Genomic DNA, 18315 nt, shown 5'->3' on the forward strand with positions numbered 1-18315 from the left:
AGAAAAAGGAAGGGTCCGGGGAATTACTTCAAGGCACGCAGCACGGCGCGGATGGCGTCTGAGCGGGCGGGGATCTGCGCGGCTTTGATCTCAACGCGCAATTTATCCTGTCCTGCCAGTTTGATGTTGCGTTGGCGCTGCACCAGTTCAATGATGCGCGCGGGGTCAACGCTGGTCTTGGGGCCGAACTGAATCAGTGCCTGCGTCTCGCTGGCGTCGATCTTGATGATGCCCAGCGGTTGCGCCGCCAGACGCAGGCGATGCGTCGTCAGCAGCGTTTGCGCGGCTTCGGGCAGCTTGCCGAAGCGGTCGATCAGTTCTTCCTGGATGTGGATCAGGTCGTCTTCATCGGCCGCGTGGGCCAGGCGCTTGTAGATGCCCAGGCGCGCATGCACGTCGGCGCAATAGTCGGACGGCAGCAGGGCCGGGGCGTGCAGGTTGACTTCGCACGCCAGGTTGAACGGCGCGTCCAGGTCGGGCTCTTCGCCCACGCGCAGCGCGCGCACGGCTTCGTTGAGCATCTCGTTGTACATCGAGAAGCCCACTTCCTGAATGTTGCCCGACTGCGAATCGCCCAGCACTTCGCCGGTGCCGCGGATTTCCAGGTCGTGCATGGCCAGGTAGAAACCGGAACCCAGTTCCTCCATGGCCTGAATCGCTTCCAGGCGCTTCTTTGCGTTGGTGGTGATGGCGTCTTCGCCCGGCGTCAGCAGGTAGGCGTAGGCCTGGTGGTGCGAACGCCCGACGCGCCCACGCAGCTGATGCAGCTGCGCCAGCCCGAAGCGGTCGGCGCGGTGGATGACGATGGTGTTGGCGCTGGGCACGTCAATGCCCGTTTCGATGATGGTGGTGCACAGCAGCACGTTGTAGCGCTGCTGGTAGAAGCCCTTCATTACCTGTTCCAGCTCGCGCTCGGGCATCTGCCCGTGCGCGACCGCGATGCGTGCTTCGGGCACCAGTTCTTCCAGCCGGGCGCGCCGGTTGTGGATGGTTTCCACTTCGTTATGCAGGAAGTAGCACTGGCCGCCGCGCTTGAGCTCGCGCAGCAGCGCTTCGCGCAGCGTGCTGCCGTCTTCCCGGCGCACGAACGTCTTGATGGCCAGGCGCTTCTGGGGCGCGGTGGCGATCACGGAGAAGTCCCGGATGCCCTCCAGCGACATGCCCAGCGTGCGCGGAATCGGCGTGGCCGTCAGCGTCAGCACGTCGACTTCGGCTCGCAGCGCCTTCAGCGCTTCTTTCTGCCGGACGCCAAAACGGTGCTCTTCGTCGATGATGACCAGGCCCAGGCGTTTGAACTTCACGTCCTTGGACAGGATCTTGTGCGTGCCTATCACGATGTCGACGCGGCCGTCGTTGATGCCTTCGACGGCGGCCGCCACTTCCTTGCCGGAACGGAAACGCGACAGCTCGACGACGCGCACCGGCCAATCGGCGAAGCGGTCGGAAAACGTCTGTGCGTGCTGTTCGGCCAGCAGCGTGGTCGGGCAGAGCAGGGCGACCTGCTTGCCGTTGGCCACGGCCAGGAAGGCGGCGCGCAAGGCAACTTCCGTTTTGCCGAAACCGACGTCGCCGCACACCAGCCGGTCCATCGGGCGGCCCGACGTCATGTCGGCAATCACGGCTTCGATGGCGGCGGCCTGGTCAACGGTTTCTTCAAAGCCGAAGCCTTCGGCGAAGGCCTGATAGTCGTTCAGCGGCAAGTTGAACGCAAAGCCCTCGCGCGCGGCGCGCTGCGCATACAGCGCCAGCAGCTCGGCGGCCGTGTCGCGCACCTGCTTGGCGGCCTTGCGGCGGGCCTTGTCCCACTGGCCCGAACCCAGCTGGTGCAGCGGCGCCGCATCGGGATCGGCGCCGCTGTAGCGGGCGATCACGTGCAGCTGCGATACGGGCACGTACAGTGTGCTGCCGTTGGCGTATTCAAGATGCAGGAATTCCATCTCGCCTTCGCCCATGTCCATGTTGACCAGCCCGTGATAGCGGCCGATGCCGTGCTGGGCGTGGACGACGGGGTCGCCGGCGCGCAGTTCGGACAGGTCGCGCACCATGGCTTCGACGTTGCTGGCCCGTTCCTGGTCGCGCTTGCCGCGGCGCCCCGTGCCGGCGTGGCCCGGGTACAGGTCGTTTTCGGTCAGGAAGGCCAGATTCGCCTGGGGCAGGCCGAAGCCCGTGGCCAGCGGCGCGGCCACGATGCCGAAGTTGGCGTCGGACGCCAGGAACGCTTCGATGGTGTCGGGCTGCGCATCGGGCGTAACGCCGAACTCGTTCAGCATCTGCACCAGCGTTTCGCGCCGGCCGGCGGAGTCGGCGCACAGCAGCACCCGGGTCTGACGCGTTTGCACCAGGGCACGAAGTTTGGCGATGGGGTCGTCGGAACGGCGCGCCACGCTCACATCGGGCACGGCGCGAAAGTCCGGGTGCGGGTCGCCGGCGGTCAACGACAGACGGCGGAATTCCTTCAAGCGGGTGTACAGCGTTTCGCTATCCAGGAACAGAGCCGAAGGCGGCAGGACGGGGCGCTCGCGATCGCTCTTCAAGAAGCCGTAGCGGCTGGACGTGTCCTGGTTGAAGCGCTGGATGGCGTCATCGATATCGCCGACGGTGACGGTGACCGTGCCCGTGGTCAGGTAGTCGAACAGCGTGGCGGTTTCTTCGAAGAACAGCGGCAGGTAGTATTCGACGCCAGCGAACGGGATGCCGTTGCCGATGTCCTTGTAGGGCAGGGCGCGCGACGGGTCGCCTTCGAACACTTCCCGGAAGCGCGCGCGAAAGCGGGTCCGCGAATCTTCGTCCATCGGGAATTCGCGCCCGGGCAGCAACTGCACTTCGCGCACGGGGTATAGGCTGCGCTGCGTGTCCACGTCGAAGCTGCGGATGGTTTCGATTTCGTCATCGAACAGGTCCAGCCGGTAGGGCACCACCGACCCCATCGGGAACAGGTCGATCAGCCCGCCGCGCAGGCAGAATTCGCCCGGCGCCGTGACCTGGGTGACGTGGTTGTAGTTGGCCAGCGTCAGTTGCGCGCGCAAGGCGGCTTCGTTCAGCTTGTCTTTCTGCTTGAACGAAAACGTGTAGGCCGCCAGGAACGAGGGCGGCGCCAGCCGATACAGCGCGGTGGTGATCGGCACCGTCAGCACGTCCACCGTTTTCATCATCAGCGAATGCAGGGTATGCAAGCGCTGGGAAATCAAGTCCTGGTGGGGCGAAAACGCGTCGTAGGGCAGGGTTTCCCAGTCGGGCAGCTGGCGCACGCGCAGGTCGGGGGCAAACAGCTGGATTTCTTCGGCCAGCCGCTGGGCCTCTACCGGTTCGGCCGTCAGGATGACCAGCGGCGCCTGTGCCTGCCGGGCCAGGTCTGCCAGCAACCAGGCGTCGCCGGAGCCGGGCGGCCGGGGCTGCGCATAGCGCGCGCCGGGTTTCAGCGCGGACAAAGTAGGGGCGGTCGCGGGGACGGGCGGCGCGGCGGTGACGGGGGAAGTGGCGGTGGGCATCAGGGTGGAAGCAGGCATCAAGCGGAAGATTATAAAATCACCGCACCATGTCTGACTCAATCATTGCGATCGTTCCCGCAGCGGGCGTTGGCGCCCGCGCCAGCCAGCCCGGCGTCGAACCCGTTCCCAAGCAATACCGTCCATTGGCCGGACAGCCCATGTTGCGCCATGCGGTGAGTGCGCTGCTGGCCGATGAGCGCGTATCGCAGGTACGCGTGGCCGTGACGCCCGGCGACGGCTGGGTCGACGCGGCGCTGGCCGGCTTGCCGCGCACGGTGTGGCGGGCCTGCGGCGGCGCTACGCGAGCCGACACCGTGGCGGGCGCCTTGGCCGAAAGCGGCGTGGCCGACGACGCCTGGGTGCTGGTGCACGACGCAGCGCGGCCCGGGCTGCCCCAGGCCGCCTTGCGCCGCCTGATTGACGCCTGCCTGGCCGACCCCGTGGGCGGCTTGTTGGCGTTACCGGTCGCCGACACCGTCAAGGGCGGGCGCGACCGGGTCGAACGCACGCTGGATCGCAATGGGTTGTGGCTGGCGCAGACCCCGCAAATGTTTCGGGCCGGCGTGCTGCGCGATGCGCTGACGGCGGCCTCTGTAAATGGCGTCACGGTCACCGACGAGGCCTCGGCCCTGGAGGCCGCCGGCTATGCGCCGCTGCTGGTCCCCGGTGCCTTGCGCAACTTCAAGGTGACTTGGCCGGATGATTTTGAACTGATGGAAAAATGGCTATGAGCATTCCTTTTCGCGTCGGGCAGGGCTTTGACGTGCACGCGCTGGTGGCCGGCCGGCCGCTGATCATCGGCGGCGTGACGATCCCGCACACGCACGGCCTGCTGGGCCATTCCGATGCGGACGTGCTGTTGCACGCCATCACCGATGCGCTGCTGGGCGCGGCGGGCTTGGGCGATATCGGCCGGCATTTTCCGGATACGGACCCGGCCTTCAAGGGCGCGGATAGCCGCGTGCTGCTGCGCGAAGCGATGGCGCGTGTGCGCGCGGCGGGCTGGGCGCCCGTCAACATCGATGCGACGTTGCACGCGCAGGCGCCCAAGATCGGCCCGCACGCGCCTGCCATGGTGAAGAACATTGCCGCCGACACCGGTCTGCCCGAAGCCGACGTGAACATCAAGGCCAAGACCAACGAGGGCCTGGGCTACCTGGGCCGCAAGGAAGGCATCGCGGCGACCGTGGTGGCGTTGTTGGCGCGTGTCGACAGTTGAGGCGTGTGCCGGCCCCTTGCAAGGGCGTCATTTACTTTGGCATACATCTTTAACAAATAAATAAGCGGGTCCATATGATTCGGAATATTCTGCGCGCTATCTAAATCGGATCACATGAGATATTCGGATGCATCTACGTGGCGCAGCCCTGCTTTTAGCCCTTGCCGCAGTATGTGCGCCCGCGCACGCGGAGTTTGAACAGCAGTTGGGTCCGCTGGCTGGCGGGGTCCGACAGCAGCTGTTGCAGGGTTGGACGGCGGGCTTGCAAGACGGCTGGTTCACCTTGCAGAACAAGGGCACGCCGGGCAGTGAGCAAACGCTGTACGTCACGGCAGGCCCCGCGCCGGACGCCGGCCGCATCACCGACGTCAATGTGGTCGTCAATTCGCAGAATCCCAAGGCGTCCATCGGCGTTGTGATGAACAATCGCGCCACCAAGAGCCTGTGCCTGCTTGAAATCATGGCCGACAAAAACACGAAGCTGTTTTGCCTGGAAGGGCAGAACCGCCGTGATTTCGGCTCTGTGCCGAATGTCGCCAAGCTGGACGGGTCGGATCGCATCAAGGTGGTCGAGGTGCCGGGCGCCGCGCGCTTCATCGTGAACGGCCAGAAGATCGGCGACGTGGCGGACGTGTCGGCGCTGGGCGCGGATATCGGCATCATGGCGTATGACGTCGGCACGTTCGGCATCGCGGATTTTTCCATCACGACCAATCAAGGGTCCAAGCAGCCGCCGGCGGCACCGCCGTCCACCGGCTTGCCGCCTCGTGGCGGTGGCGCGGCCAACCCGCCGCCCGCGGGCCTGCCCCCGCGCGGGGGCGCCACGGGCGCCAGCCCGCAGAACACACCGCCGCGCGTCAATACGCCACAGGCTGCGCCGTCGCCGGGCGGCAATAATTCCGGCTTGCCGGGCTCGGGTCCGTATCCCCGTTTCGGTGGCGATACCGAACGCATCGTCGCCGTGTATATCGGCTTGATGAAAAGCATCTTCATGCACGAGTTCGGCCACGCGCTGATCGGCGAACTGCAATTGCCGTCCACCGGCGCCGAAGAGGATGCGGTGGATATTTACGCGGCGTTGCAGATCGTGGAACCCACGATGTACCCGTCGGGCAGCAAGGACGTGGACCGCATGGCGCGCGAAGCGGCCACCTACGCCGCGCTGCAGTGGTATTACAGCGGCAAACTGTCGGAAAGCCGCGGCCAGGCGCCCTCGGCATGGCAGGACGAACACACGGGCGACCTGAAGCGCTTCCGCAACATGCTTTGCATCATGTACGGCGGCAACCCCGCTGTGTTCGAAACGGTGGTTCAACAAACCGGATTCGAAGACCGCACCAAGGCCCGTTGCACGGACGAATTCAACAAGCAGAACCGCGCGTGGCGCAAGATTCTGGCGCCGTACACGCGCGTCGGTACCTGGACGCCGGACGGCGAGCAACCGGCCAACGCGCCCGGCGCGCCGGTGAACGTGGTGTTCGAACCGTCCAAGCGCAAGATCGGCAACCTGTTCGCGAACAACCTGTCGGCCGCCATCGGCGAAAACATCAAGCTGCTGGGCAAGACGTATGTGCTGCCCCGGCCGGTGAACGTGGTCTTCAAGGACTGCGGCAAGCTCAACGCCTGGTACAGCCCGCGCGAAGGCTCGATCACCATGTGCTATGAGCTGATCGAGAACATTGCCGTGATGATTTCGGACATCGAAATGGGCACGGTGGGCGGTGAAATCGTGGCCAAGGACGGCTCGGCGCCGCCTGCCCGCCAGCAGCAGGCGCCGGCGGGCCAAGGGCAGGGCGCCGCCGCCCCGACCGGCGGTTTCGATGAATTGAAAGACAGCGGCGTGCCGGCCACGACCTTGCTGTTCTCGGCGCCGTACAAGGGACCCACGCCGGTCCAGCACTACCGCGCCAAGGTCATCACCACCGGCGATTTGGTCCAGCTGATTAAGAACAACAAGAATTTGATCATCGTGGACAGCAGCGGGCTGCGCGACACCTTGCCCATCGCCTATCCGCTGGCCGACGCGGGGTCGGACGGCAGCGTCAAGGACAGCCTGCAAGGTCCGCTGGACGATTGGCTGATGAAGAAGTCGGGCGGCAACCGGGGCGTGCCGATCGTATTGATGGGCGCCGGCATGAACGACCGTTCGTCGTACAACGCGGCGTTGCGCGTCGGCACTTTGGGCTGGGACGCCTACTGGTATCGCGGCGGCCTGGAAGCCTGGGTGGCCAACGGCTTGCCGACCTCGCCCGTGAAGCCGGCGCAGAACTAATCGAGCAGTCCCCGTCGGCGCCATCACCTTGGCGCGCGGCAATAAAAAGCCCGCCTGTTCGCACAGGCGGGCTTTTTTTTCCGTCTTCAGACCGAGGCTTACTTGCCTTGGGCGGCCAGCGCCAGAGCGGCGGCGTTGACGACGGCGGCGATACGGCCGGCGTCGCGCAGCTGTTCGGTCGACAGGCCGTCGTTCTTCAGGTTTTCATAGTGCGAGGCCACGCAGAAATGGCACTTGCCGATGATCGAAGCAACCAGCGCGAACAGTTCGAAGCGCTTTTTCTCGACGCCGCCATGGGTGGCGTAGGCGTTCATGCGCAGCTGCGCGGGCAGGCTCTTCAGGTTGGCGTCGCCCGTCATTTCGACGTAGGGATACCAGGTGTTGTTCATGCCCATCAGTGCGGAAGCCGTCAGGGCGGCATTGGCGTCGCCTTCCGACAGGCCGCTCTTGAAGGCTTCGACCAGCACCGGGCTGCGCGCGGCGTAAGCGGCGGACAGGGCGGCGCCAACGGCATCTTCAGGCGCCAGCGTGGAACGGGCGATGACGGCGTCCAGATTCAGGCGGATGTCCTTGGCCCAATCCGGCAGCTGTTCCTTAATGGTCGTAAGAAATTCCATAGTTTTTACCTATAATCTAGAGCAAGTAAAGCCCGGCGCCGGGCCTGCGTACAGGCCCTGGGCCGGGCTGGAAATTACAGCGTAGCGCCGCCAACCGTACGGTTGCACGGGCAGAGCTCGTCGGTTTGCAGACCGTCGAGCAAGCGCAGAACTTCTTCCGGGTTACGGCCGACGTTCAAGTTGTTCACCGAAACGTGCTGGATCGTGTTGTCCGGGTCAACGATGAACGTGGCGCGCAGAGCAACGCCAGCACCCTTTTCGCGGACGCCCAGTTGGTCGATCAGGGCACCGGTGGTGTCGCCGAATTGGTAGTGGCCCAGCTTGTTCAGGTCCGGGTGCTCACGGCGCCATGCCAGCTTGACGAATTCGTTGTCGGTGGAGCCGCCCAGCAGAACGGCGTCGCGGTCTTCGAAATCCTTGGCCAGCTTGTTGAAGCCGACGATTTCGGTCGGGCACACAAACGTGAAGTCTTTCGGGTAGAAGTAGATCACCTTCCACTTGCCGGGGAACGAGCTTTCGGTGATGTCTTCAAACGCCGACACGCCATTCTCTTCGTGCTGGTTGAAGCCGGGCTTGACGCCGGTGACCTTGAAGGGCTCGAGTTTGTCGCCAACAGTTTTCATGTTTACTCCCAGTAGTTGTTGGTGGAGATAAGGCAGTGCCTTAAACCATAAATTCTACGCTATGGATTATCGTTGTCTAATTGATAATTCCTAAACTTGGCTTTGGGCAACTCTATGCGCGCGGTCAGCCCGCCGCCTTCGCGAGGCAGCATGCGCAGCGTGCCGCCCACGTGCTTGAGCAGGCGTTCGACAATGGCCAGACCCAGGCCCGCGCCGCTGACACCGGTACGCGCCGCTTCGCCACGCGAGAAAGGCCGCAGCAGCCGGTCGACGTCTTCGGGCGCGATGCCCGGTCCGCGGTCGCACACTTCGATCACGATCATGCCGCCTTCGGCTTGCAGCGTCATGACAAGGTGCGCCATGCCGTCGCTGGACCGACCATAGCGCCGCGCGTTTTCGATCAGGTTGCTGACCACCCGCTTCAGGTCCAGTGCCGTGATCCGGGCACGCAGCCCGGGTTCCAGCGACGCTTCCAGTTCGCCGCCCAACGACGCGGTGTGGCTGCGTTCACGTTCATAGAGCTCGGCCAGTACCGCGGAAATGTCGGTGGCCAGCTGCGGCAGGGTGCCGGCGGGCCGTGCATATTCCATCAGTTGGCCGATGCTGTGGTCGATCTGGCCCAGGTCTTCGTCGATGGCCTGGCGGGCGTCTTCCGACACGCCGCTAAGCTCGATTTCCAGGCGCATGCGGGCCAGCGGGGTGCGCAGGTCGTGCGAGATCCCGGCCAGCATCAGCTCTCGGTCGGCCTCGGCCTGCCGCAGGTCTTTGGCCATGCGGTTGAACGAGGCGTTCAGGTCGCGGATTTCCAAAGGACCCTGTTCGGGCAGTGGCGCGGGCGTCTCGCCGCGCGACAACACCTGCGCGGCGCGGGCAAGCCGGGACAGGGGCCGGTTCACGAACCCCACGCTGACCGCCGCACCGACAAGGGAAAGCAGCAACGCCGTGGCGCCCCATCCCAGCCATTCGATACCACCCGTCAAGCCAATCTGTTCTCGCTCGAACACCAGCCAGTACAGATCTTTTTCGATCTGGAAGCTGACCCAGAAGCCGGGCACCTGGTTGACGCCCCAGGCGATCTGCGTTTCCGGGCCAAAGCGCGTGCGGATATGCTGCGCCACACGCTGCCAGTAGTCGTCGTCGGGAAGGGCTTCGGCAAAGTCGGTGACTTCGCGCGGGTAGACCTGAATGCCTTCGTTGGTGGCCAGGTCCAGCAGCAGCTTGCTGCGTTCGCCGTTATGAGAGTAGATCAGGGCCGTGCGCGTGATATTGACGGCCGTGATCACCCGCTGCGCCATTTGATTGGCGCGCGGTCCCAGCTCCATGCTGAAAAATACTTGTAGCCACGCGCCCAGGCTGACCAGCATCAGCGCTGCGAGCAGCAGGAACGTGCGGCCGAACAAGCCGAGCCGCAAACGTGAAGTCAGGTTCCTGAAGGTTCTGCGCAAGCGGGGCACGAGGCTGCGCTCCTGCCCAGGGCGGGCGAGCCGATCAGCTACCACCGTCCGGCACAAACACGTATCCGAGACCCCAAACGGTCTGGATGAACACGGGCTTGGACGGATTGGGTTCGATCAGTTTGCGCAGGCGCGAGATCTGCACGTCGAGGCTGCGATCGAAAGCTTCGTATTCGCGGCCGCGAGCCAGTTCCATGAGCTTGTCGCGGGACAGGGGAATCTTCGGATGGCGCGCAAACACCTTGAGCACCGAGAATTCGCCGGTGGTGATCGGCACTTGTTCGCCGTTGCGCGTCAGCGTACGGGTGGACAAGTTCAGCACGTAGGGGCCGAAAGCGATCGACTCGTTTTCCTGGCTGGGAGCGCCCGGATGTTCTTCGGTGCCGCGACGGCGTAGGATCGCGTTGATCCGTGCCAGCAGTTCCCGGGGGTTGAACGGTTTGGACAGGTAGTCGTCCGCGCCCATTTCAAGGCCCACGATGCGGTCGATTTCTTCCGCCTTGGCCGTGAGCATGATGATGGGCGTATTGTCGTGGCCACCGCGCAGCCGACGACAGATGGACAGACCATCTTCGCCGGGCAGCATCAGATCCAGCACGAGCAGGTCAAAATGCTCGCGTTGCCAGAGTTTGCCCATCTCTTTGGCGTCTTCGGCGACGAAAACGTTGAATCCCTGCTCGGACAAATACCGGCGCAGCAAATCGCGCAAGCGCGGATCATCGTCAACGACGAGGATTTTTCGGGTGGGGGTGGTGTTTTGCGTATTCATGGCCGGAAATGTAACAGTGACAAGAACCAGCGGCTAGTGGGCGTTCACAAGATATTACACATTGCGAACCATGGTTGAAATCCCCCTTACAACCGGGGGCGGAGCCGCGTATTTCGTACAATCTGCACCTATGGAACTAAACCTGCTGGCTTTGGAAACGTCTTCGTCCCGTTGCGGGGTGGCTTTACTGCGAACGGTCGATGGCCGTTTGCAGTTGATTACCCGCGAGCACGAGGGGTCCCAAGAGCATGCGGAACGACTCTTGCCGATGGCGAACGAGCTGCTTGCCGAGTCCGGCATTGCACCCACGGCCCTGCACGCCGTGGCGTTTGGCCAGGGGCCGGGCGGCTTTACCGGCCTGCGTGTCGCTTGCGGCGTGGCCCAGGGCATGGGCCTGGGGCTGGGGATTCCGGTGCTGCCTGTCGTGTCCCACCAGGCGGTCGCCGCGCAGGTGGCCGGGGCCACGCCCGCCAACGCCATCGTGGTGGCGCTGGACGCGCGCATGAACGAGGTCTATCTGGCGGTTTATCGCCCGTTGGGCGCGCAGGGGGCCGAAGAGTCCGCCTGGCAGGTCCTGCAAGCCCCGCTGTTGATCGCGGCTGCCGAGGTCGTGCCCTGGACGGCGCATCACCTTGTCCAATGGTCGGATTCCGCGGGCCAGGCTTTGCGCCCGCTGCTGGCGGGCGACGCCTGGGATGCCTACGCGTCCGACATGATTGCGCCGGATGGGTGGGCGCGCGCGGCCGATGCGTTGCGCCCCGAAGCCGCCAGCGTGGCGCGTCTGGCGCGACAAGGCTGGCTGCGCGGTGAAGCGCTGCCTCCGGAAGAGGCCGCGCCGCTTTATGTGCGCGACAAGGTTGCCTTTACCACCGCCGAGCGCATGCGGGGCGAAGGCGGCAACCCGAAAGCCGCGCCGTCGCTGGCGTCGGAGACCAAGCAATCACCGCGCAACGACCCCTCCCAGCTCACCGACTCATCGCAGCGTGGTGCACAGCCAGAGCCCGCCGATCGGCCGCAGCAGGGCCGCGTGGCGGAACGTTCCGGGCACCTTGCGCCCGCCGAACAACCCCAGCCCTTGACGCACGACGACCTGGACGAGGTGGCCGCGCTGGAGGCCCACGTGCAGGCGTTTCCCTGGACGCGCGGCAACTTCGTTGACGCACTGGCGGCGGGCTACGGCGCTTGGGTACTTCGCCGCGACGGCAAAGTCGCTGCCTTCTGCATTTTGATGTTTGCGCCGGACGTCGCGCACTTGCTCGTCATCGCCGTGTCCAAACACCTGCATCGGCAAGGGCTGGGCGGCATCCTGCTGCAATGGTGCGAGGCGCAGGCGCGGGAACGGGGGCTGGAGGGCGTGCTGCTGGAAGTGCGCCCGTCCAACGTCTCCGCCGTCAGCTTTTACCGCGACCACGGTTATTTGCAGATCGGTGTGCGCCGTGGGTACTACCCCGCTGAAAAAGGCACGCGCGAAGACGCTCTGGTCATGCAAAAACGCTTTGACGCCACGCCGGAGGTGCTCGCATGACCGTGCCGACGCCCGCCGTGGCGCCCCGCGTCAATCCGCTTCAGCGCATCTGGCTGCGCGAAATTGGCATGGAAAGGCTGTGGCTGCGCCCGGCTCCGGCCGATGCTCGTGCGCCCGTTGCGCCGCAAGCCCCTGTTTCAAAACCGGTTTTGTTGGATTCCGGCGTGGCGGCCCGTGCCTCGGATGCGCCCGCCGCGCATGTCAACGTGTCCGGTCAGCCTGCCGCTGTGCAGGCCCCGGTGGCGGCCGTGCCGCCCGCCGCGGTGCCGGCTGCCGCATCGGCTGCTGCTTCGTCTGCTGTGTCGACTGCGGCGCCGGTCGCTGCTCCGGCCGCCGTCGCGACCGAACGCAGTTCTGGACGCCCGGGCATTCCCGCTTCCATCCTGAACCGCACCGGCCCGCCGCCGCGTCCGGTTCCCAAGACGGCCGAAGAAGAAGCGGTCGAAGCGCCTCGCATCCCCGTGGCCGAGGCGGTGAAAAACGCCAATCTGGACGAACTGCGCGAGCAGGTGGTGGCGTGTACGGCCTGCGGGCTGTGCCAGGGGCGCCGCCACGCGGTCTTTGGCCATGGGGCAACGCCTACCCGCTGGCTGGTCGTGGGAGAGGCCCCGGGCGAGCAAGAAGACCGGCAGGGCCACCCGTTTGTCGGCCGTTCCGGCCAACTGCTGGACGCCATGCTGGCCGCCGTGGGCATGAGCCGCGACACCGACGTCTTCATCACCAACGTCATCAAGTGCCGCCCGCCGGGCAATCGCAATCCCAAGCCCGAGGAAATTGCCGCTTGCAGCCCGTATCTGATGCGCCAGATCGCCTTGCTGAAGCCGGAGCGCATCCTGGTCCTGGGCCGGTTTGCCGCGCAGACGTTGCTGGGTACGGACGCCACCATCGGCAGCCTGCGTGGCCGCGTGCATACGCTCAAGACGGAGGACGGCAGCCAGATTCCGCTGATCGTCAGCTATCACCCGGCGTACCTGCTGCGCAGCCCGTCCGAAAAGGCGCGGGCCTGGCAAGACCTTAAGCTGGCGTCCCGCCAGATCTGACCGCGCTGGCTTGCCGCTGGCGGCGGACGATAAAAAGCCGGGCTTGGGCCCGGCTTTTCATTGCGCGTCATGCATTGCGCGTCCTGTATTGCGCATCTTGTATTGCCCGCCTTTATCGCCCGTTTTTCGTTTCCGATCAACGGCTTGGCGTCTTAGTGGGTATTCGAATCCAGCGCACGCCCATGGCCTTCCTGCCCGATCTGGTCGTGCAGATCGGGGTTGGCCTGCATGTTGCGCTTGCTCCAGCGCATGAACACCACCATCAGCACCGCCACCACCGAGCCAAAAATCACGATGATGATGTTGATCGGCAGTTGCAGCCACAGCAGCAGCGTGTACATCGCCACCATCAGCAGGATGTTGAGCTGTTCATTGAAGTTCTGCACCGCGATGGAATGGCCCGCCGACAGCAGCACGTGGCCGCGATGTTGCAGCAGCGCATTCATCGGCACCACGAAGAAACCGGCCAGCCCGCCCGTGATCAGCAGCAGCAGGTAGACGCTCCAGGGCGAATAGACCAGCGGCATCAGCAACACGACCAGCCCCATGGCGGCGCCTACCGGCAGCACGGCCAGCGCGCGGCGCAGCGGGATGCGGCCGGCCAGGATCGAGCCGACCACGGTACCCAGCGCCGCCACGCCCATCAGCATCGACGCCTTGTCCAGCTGATAGCCCAGGTGGCTGCGGCCCCATTCGATAACGATCAGTTGGAGCGTGGCGCCCGCGCCCCAGAACAGGGTGGTGACCGCCAGCGAAATCTGGCCCAGCTTGTCTTTCCACAGCACGCAGACGTAGCCCCAGAACGTGCGGATCAGGCGCACCGGGTTTTTCTGCTGCGGCGGGTAGCGCACATGGGTGCGCGGAATCATCAGGTTGCACAGCGCCGCCAGCAGGTAGACGAACGCAATGACCAGGATGGCGGCTTCGGCGGGGGTGTGCACCAGGCTGCCGATGAAGGAATGGCTCAACAGGGCGGTCGACACCGAGGACGAAATCAACAGGCCGCCCAGCACCGTGCCCAGAATGATGGAAAACACCGTCAGCCCTTCGATCCAGCTGTTGCCCTTGACCAGCATGTGGGGCGGCAGCATTTCGGTGACGATGCCGTACTTGGCGGGGGAATAGGCCGCCGCGCCGATCCCGACCACGGCATAGGCGGCGCAGACCAGGTAGGTCTGGTATTCGGGGGCAACGCCGATGCTGGCGTACGAGAACATCAGCAGACAGCCGGCCACCTTCAGGGCGTTAGTGGAGAACATCACGCGGCCCTTGGGGAAAGAGTCCGCCAGGGCGCCGACAAAGGCCGCCAGCACCACGTAGGCCAGCGCGAACGACCATTTCATCATGGGCGCCAACCAGTCGGGGCCGTGCAGCTCCTGTATCAAGGCGATGGCTGCGATGAACAGCGCATTGTCCGCCAATGACGAGAAGGCCTGCGCGGCCATGACCAGATAGAAACCACGTTTCAAGAATGTCCCCGTTCTTTGGCCTGAGCCCGGCCAGTCCGCGTGAAAATTATGTGTCGTGCCAAAAAGTGTCAGGGAGTATAGCCGGTGCCCGAAGGCGCACCATTGCGCGTTTGCCCGTGGGTTGACCATTACTGACGTTTAGCGACAGACTGCCTGCGGTATCATACGACCCATATGTGAGCCGGCCCTTCGTGGGCCGGTTTGCAATCTGTGCGGCAGGTCCGTTAACGCCTTTCGTCAACCCACCCCGTCGTCATCGTACTGTGCGTCTTACTCAGCTAAAACTCGCCGGCTTCAAGTCCTTCGTCGATCCCACCGTGATTCCCGTGCCCAGTCAACTGGTTGGCGTGGTGGGTCCGAACGGCTGCGGGAAATCGAACATCATCGATGCGGTGCGCTGGGTGCTGGGCGAGGCCAAGGCCTCGGAACTGCGCGGCGAGTCCATGCAGGACGTCATTTTCAACGGCTCGGGCAACCGCAAGCCAGCGGCCCGTGCGTCGGTGGAAATGGTGTTCGACAACAGCGAAGGGCGGGCTGCGGGCCAATGGAGCACCTACGCCGAAATCGCCGTGCGCCGGGTCCTGACCCGGGACGGCACCAGCAGCTATTTCGTCAATAACCAGCAGGTCCGGCGCCGCGACATCCACGACATCTTCCTGGGCACCGGCCTGGGCGCGCGTGGCTACGCCATCATCGGGCAGGGCATGATCAACCGCCTGATCGAGGCGCGCCCTGAAGAACTGCGGGTATTCCTGGAAGAAGCGGCCGGCGTGTCGCGCTACAAGGAACGCCGCCGCGAGACCGAAAACCGCCTGTCGGACACGCGCGAAAACCTGACTCGCGTGGAAGACATTCTGCGCGAACTGAACAGCCAGCTTGAAAAGCTGGAAGCCCAGGCCGAAGTCGCCACGCGATACCGCGAGCTTCAGGCCGACGGCGAAAAGAAACAGCATTCCCTGTGGTTCCTGAAGGAAACCGGGGCTCGCGAAGAGCGCGCCAAGAAAGCCCAGGAAATGGCGCAGGCGCAAAACGAGCTGGAAGCCGCCATCGCCGGCCTGCGGGCGGGCGAAGCGGCGCTGGAATCGCGCCGTCAGGCCCACTACGCGGCCAGCGACGCCGTGCACACCGCCCAGGGCGCGCTGTACGAAGCCAACGCGCAGGTCAGCCGCCTGGAAGCCGAGATCCGCCACGTGGTGGATTCGCGCAACCGTCTGCAATCGCGCCGCGACCAGTTGCAGCAGCAGATCGCGGAATGGACCAGCCAGCGCGAGCACTGCACTGAACAGATCGCCCAGGCCGAAGACGACCTGGCCACCGCCGCCGCCCGCACCGAAGAGGCGCGCGCCGCCGCCGAAGACGCTCAGGCGGGGTTGCCCGCCGTCGAGCAGCGCGTGCGCGAGGCCGCCTCGGGCCGCGACGAAATGCGCGCCGCCCTGGCCCGGGTCGAACAGAACCTGGCGCTGGTCGCCCAGACCCAGCGCGACGCCGACCGCCAGATGCAGGTGCTGGAGCAGCGCCGCGAACGCCTGCAACAAGAGCTACGCGAGCTGCATGCGCCAGACCCCGTCCGCCTGGAGCAACTGGCCGGCGACCGGGTAGCCGGCGAAGACCAGCTGCAAGAAGCCCAGGAAGAACTGGCCACGCTGGAAGGCCGCGTGCCGGAAGCGGATGCCGAGCGCAGCCGCGCCCAGGCCGCCGCCCAGACCGACGCCCAGAACCTGGCCCGTCTGGAAGCCCGCCTGTCCGCGCTGGTGAAGCTGCAGGAAGACGTGCAGAAGCAGGGCGCGCTGGAACCCTGGCTGGCCAAGCATGAATTGGCCGGGCTGTCGCGCCTGTGGCAAAAGCTGCACGTGGAGCCGGGCTGGGAAACCGCCCTGGAATCCGCCCTGCGCGAGCGCATGGCGTCCATGGAAGTGCGCAATCTGGATTGGGCCCGCGCGTTCGCCGAAGACGCGCCGCCCGCCCGGCTGGCTTTCTATCAATTGCCCGTCGCGGCGCCCGCGCCGGCCGCCCCGGCCGGCCTGACGCCGCTGGCCAGCCTGCTGCGCATCACCGACCCGGACCTGCGCACGCTGCTGAACGACTGGCTGGCCGGCATCTACACCGCGACCGACGTGACGCAGGCTCTGGCCATGCGCGCGACCTTGCCCGCCGGCAGCGCCTGCGTGGTCAAGGCCGGCCACCTGATTGATGCCCATAGCGTCCGCTTTTACGCGCCGGATTCCGAACAGGCCGGCCTGTTGGCCCGCCAGCAGGAAATTGAAAACCTGCAACGCGAGATCAAGGCCCAGCAGCTGATCGCCGACCAGGCGCGTGCCGCGGTTGCCCGCGCCGAAGCGGCCTGGCAGCAGGTCTCGCAGGCCATCGCCCCGGCGCGCACGCGCGTGGCCGAGGTCACGCGCCGCGTGCACGACATCCAGCTTGAACATTCCCGGCTGCAACAGCAGGCCGAGCAATCCGGCGAACGGGCCTCGCGCCTGCGCCAGGATCTGGAAGAAATCAAGGTCCAGGAAGAAGACCTGCGCGCCACCCGCGAAGAAGCCGAAGCCCGCTTCGAGACGCTGGACGAAGAACTGGCCGAGCACCAATCCCGCTTTGCCGACGCTGAAATGGACGGCGAAACGCTGGCCGCCCAGGCCGAAGCCGCCCGTACGCGCCTGCGCGAGCTTGAGCGTGCCGCGCAAGAAGCCGAATTTGCCGAACGCGGCATTCAGGTCCGCATTACCGACCTGCAACGCAACCAGCAATTGGCCGCCGACCAAAGCCAGCGCGGCACGGTCGAGCTTGAACAACTGATGGGCGATCTGGCCGAGCTGGACGCGTCCGCGTCGCAGGCCGGGTTGCAAGATGCCCTGGAAGCCCGTGCCGAGCGCGAAGAAGCGCTGTCGCGCGCGCGCCAGGAAATGGAAAACCTGGCCGCTCTGTTGCGCGGCGCCGATGAAGACCGGCAACAGCAGGAACAGACGCTGGAACCGCGCCGTGCGCGCATCATGGAATTGCAGCTGCAAGAGCAGGCCGCGCGCTTGGCCGAAGAGCAGTTCACCGAACAGCTGAACGCCCGCGAAGTCGACCGCGAGGCGCTGGCCCAGGACCTGGCCACCCGCCCCGAAGAATGGCGCCGCGCCAGCTGGCTGCAACAGGAAGTGGGCAGGATCTCGCGCCAGATTGAATCGTTGGGCTCGGTCAACCTGGCGGCGCTGGACGAATTGAACACGTCGCGCGAACGCAAGGGTTTCCTGGATTCCCAGCACCAGGATTTGATGACCGCCATCGAAACCCTGGAAGACGCGATCCGCAAGATCGACCGCGAAACGCGCGAGCTGCTGCAAGAAACCTTCAACATCGTGAACGGCCACTTTGGCGAGCTGTTCCCCAAGCTGTTTGGTGGGGGCGAAGCCAAGCTCAGCATGACGGGCGAGGAAATTCTCGACGCGGGCGTGCAGGTCATGGCCCAGCCGCCCGGCAAGCGCAACAGCACGATTCACCTCTTGTCCGGCGGCGAAAAAGCGCTGACCGCGACCGCGCTGGTGTTCGCGTTGTTCAAGCTGAACCCGGCGCCGTTCTGCCTGCTGGACGAGGTGGACGCGCCGCTGGACGACGCCAACACCGAACGCTACGCAAACCTGGTCGCCAACATGAGCGAGCAAACCCAATTCCTATTTATTTCGCACAACAAGATCGCCATGCAGATGGCCAAGCAGCTGATCGGCGTAACCATGCAAGAGCAAGGGGTTTCGCGTATCGTTGCGGTAGACATAGATTCGGCCGTGCAAATGATGGCCTCCGAAGCGGCATAAACCCCATATTTAGAAAGGCGCCGCCCTCCTGGCGCGGGATGT

General features: G+C 65.1%; 12 protein-coding genes. 6 read left to right on the forward strand and 6 right to left on the reverse strand.

What is annotated here, in order from left to right; genetic code table 11:
- Positions 1-23 precede the first annotated feature (23 nt).
- Positions 24-3506, reverse strand: coding sequence for a transcription-repair coupling factor (gene mfd, locus YH64_RS00330; protein WP_185975316.1), 3483 nt, complete (start codon positions 3504-3506; stop codon positions 24-26).
- A 29-nt stretch (positions 3507-3535) separates the two neighbouring features.
- Between mfd and ispD the strand changes: the two genes are divergently transcribed.
- The 3 genes from ispD (at position 3536) to YH64_RS00345 (ending at position 6979) form a co-directional block, all read left to right on the forward strand.
- Positions 3536-4219: a 2-C-methyl-D-erythritol 4-phosphate cytidylyltransferase gene (gene ispD / locus YH64_RS00335; RefSeq protein ID WP_046802550.1), complete on the forward strand. Its 684-nt coding sequence runs from the start codon at positions 3536-3538 to the stop codon at positions 4217-4219.
- Positions 4216-4707, forward strand: coding sequence for a 2-C-methyl-D-erythritol 2,4-cyclodiphosphate synthase (gene ispF, locus YH64_RS00340; RefSeq protein WP_046802551.1), 492 nt, complete (start codon positions 4216-4218; stop codon positions 4705-4707). Before ispD ends, ispF begins: the two co-directional genes overlap by 4 nt.
- A 205-nt stretch (positions 4708-4912) precedes the next feature.
- The gene (locus YH64_RS00345) at positions 4913-6979 is read left to right on the forward strand and encodes a DUF4344 domain-containing metallopeptidase (protein WP_255444051.1); all 2067 of its coding nucleotides are present in this window, start codon (positions 4913-4915) and stop codon (positions 6977-6979) included.
- Between the two features lie 98 nt (positions 6980-7077).
- Here YH64_RS00345 and YH64_RS00350 read toward each other — a convergent pair whose 3' ends face one another.
- From YH64_RS00350 to ompR, 4 genes are all read right to left on the reverse strand, one after another.
- Positions 7078-7596, reverse strand: a complete 519-nt coding sequence (locus tag YH64_RS00350; protein WP_006223770.1) for a carboxymuconolactone decarboxylase family protein — start codon at positions 7594-7596, stop codon at positions 7078-7080.
- A gap of 74 nt (positions 7597-7670) precedes the next feature.
- Positions 7671-8219, reverse strand: coding sequence for a peroxiredoxin (locus tag YH64_RS00355; RefSeq protein ID WP_006217982.1), 549 nt, complete (start codon positions 8217-8219; stop codon positions 7671-7673).
- 59 nt (positions 8220-8278) lie between these two features.
- The gene (locus tag YH64_RS00360; protein ID WP_006217983.1) at positions 8279-9673 is read right to left on the reverse strand and encodes an ATP-binding protein; all 1395 of its coding nucleotides are present in this window, start codon (positions 9671-9673) and stop codon (positions 8279-8281) included.
- A 34-nt stretch (positions 9674-9707) separates the two neighbouring features.
- Positions 9708-10442 carry a two-component system response regulator OmpR gene (ompR, locus tag YH64_RS00365; protein ID WP_003813882.1) on the reverse strand — a complete coding sequence of 245 codons (735 nt, stop codon included), beginning with the start codon at positions 10440-10442 and terminating at the stop codon, positions 9708-9710.
- A 130-nt stretch (positions 10443-10572) separates the two neighbouring features.
- On the opposite strand from ompR, the gene YH64_RS00370 reads away from it, so the two are divergent.
- Both YH64_RS00370 and YH64_RS00375 read left to right on the forward strand, forming a co-directional pair.
- Positions 10573-11967, forward strand: a complete 1395-nt coding sequence (locus YH64_RS00370; RefSeq protein WP_046802553.1) for a bifunctional tRNA (adenosine(37)-N6)-threonylcarbamoyltransferase complex dimerization subunit type 1 TsaB/ribosomal protein alanine acetyltransferase RimI — start codon at positions 10573-10575, stop codon at positions 11965-11967.
- A complete protein-coding gene (locus YH64_RS00375; protein ID WP_046802554.1) occupies positions 11964-13007 on the forward strand; it encodes a uracil-DNA glycosylase in 1044 nt (347 codons plus the stop codon). Before YH64_RS00370 ends, YH64_RS00375 begins: the two co-directional genes overlap by 4 nt.
- 152 nt (positions 13008-13159) lie before the next feature.
- Here the strand turns inward: YH64_RS00375 and lplT are convergent, their stop codons facing one another.
- On the reverse strand, positions 13160-14476 hold the full coding sequence (lplT, locus tag YH64_RS00380) for a lysophospholipid transporter LplT (protein ID WP_046802555.1): 1317 nt from the start codon (positions 14474-14476) through the stop codon (positions 13160-13162).
- Positions 14477-14739: 263 nt separating this feature from the next.
- On the opposite strand from lplT, the gene smc reads away from it, so the two are divergent.
- Complete coding sequence (gene smc / locus YH64_RS00385; RefSeq protein ID WP_046802556.1) at positions 14740-18273, forward strand: chromosome segregation protein SMC; 3534 nt, start codon at positions 14740-14742, stop codon at positions 18271-18273.
- Positions 18274-18315 lie beyond the last annotated feature (42 nt).

Origin of the sequence: Achromobacter sp. LC458 (genome assembly GCF_001005835.2) — a bacterium.
In the GTDB taxonomy this organism is placed as follows: Bacteria; Pseudomonadota; Gammaproteobacteria; order Burkholderiales; family Burkholderiaceae_B; genus Achromobacter; species Achromobacter spanius_B.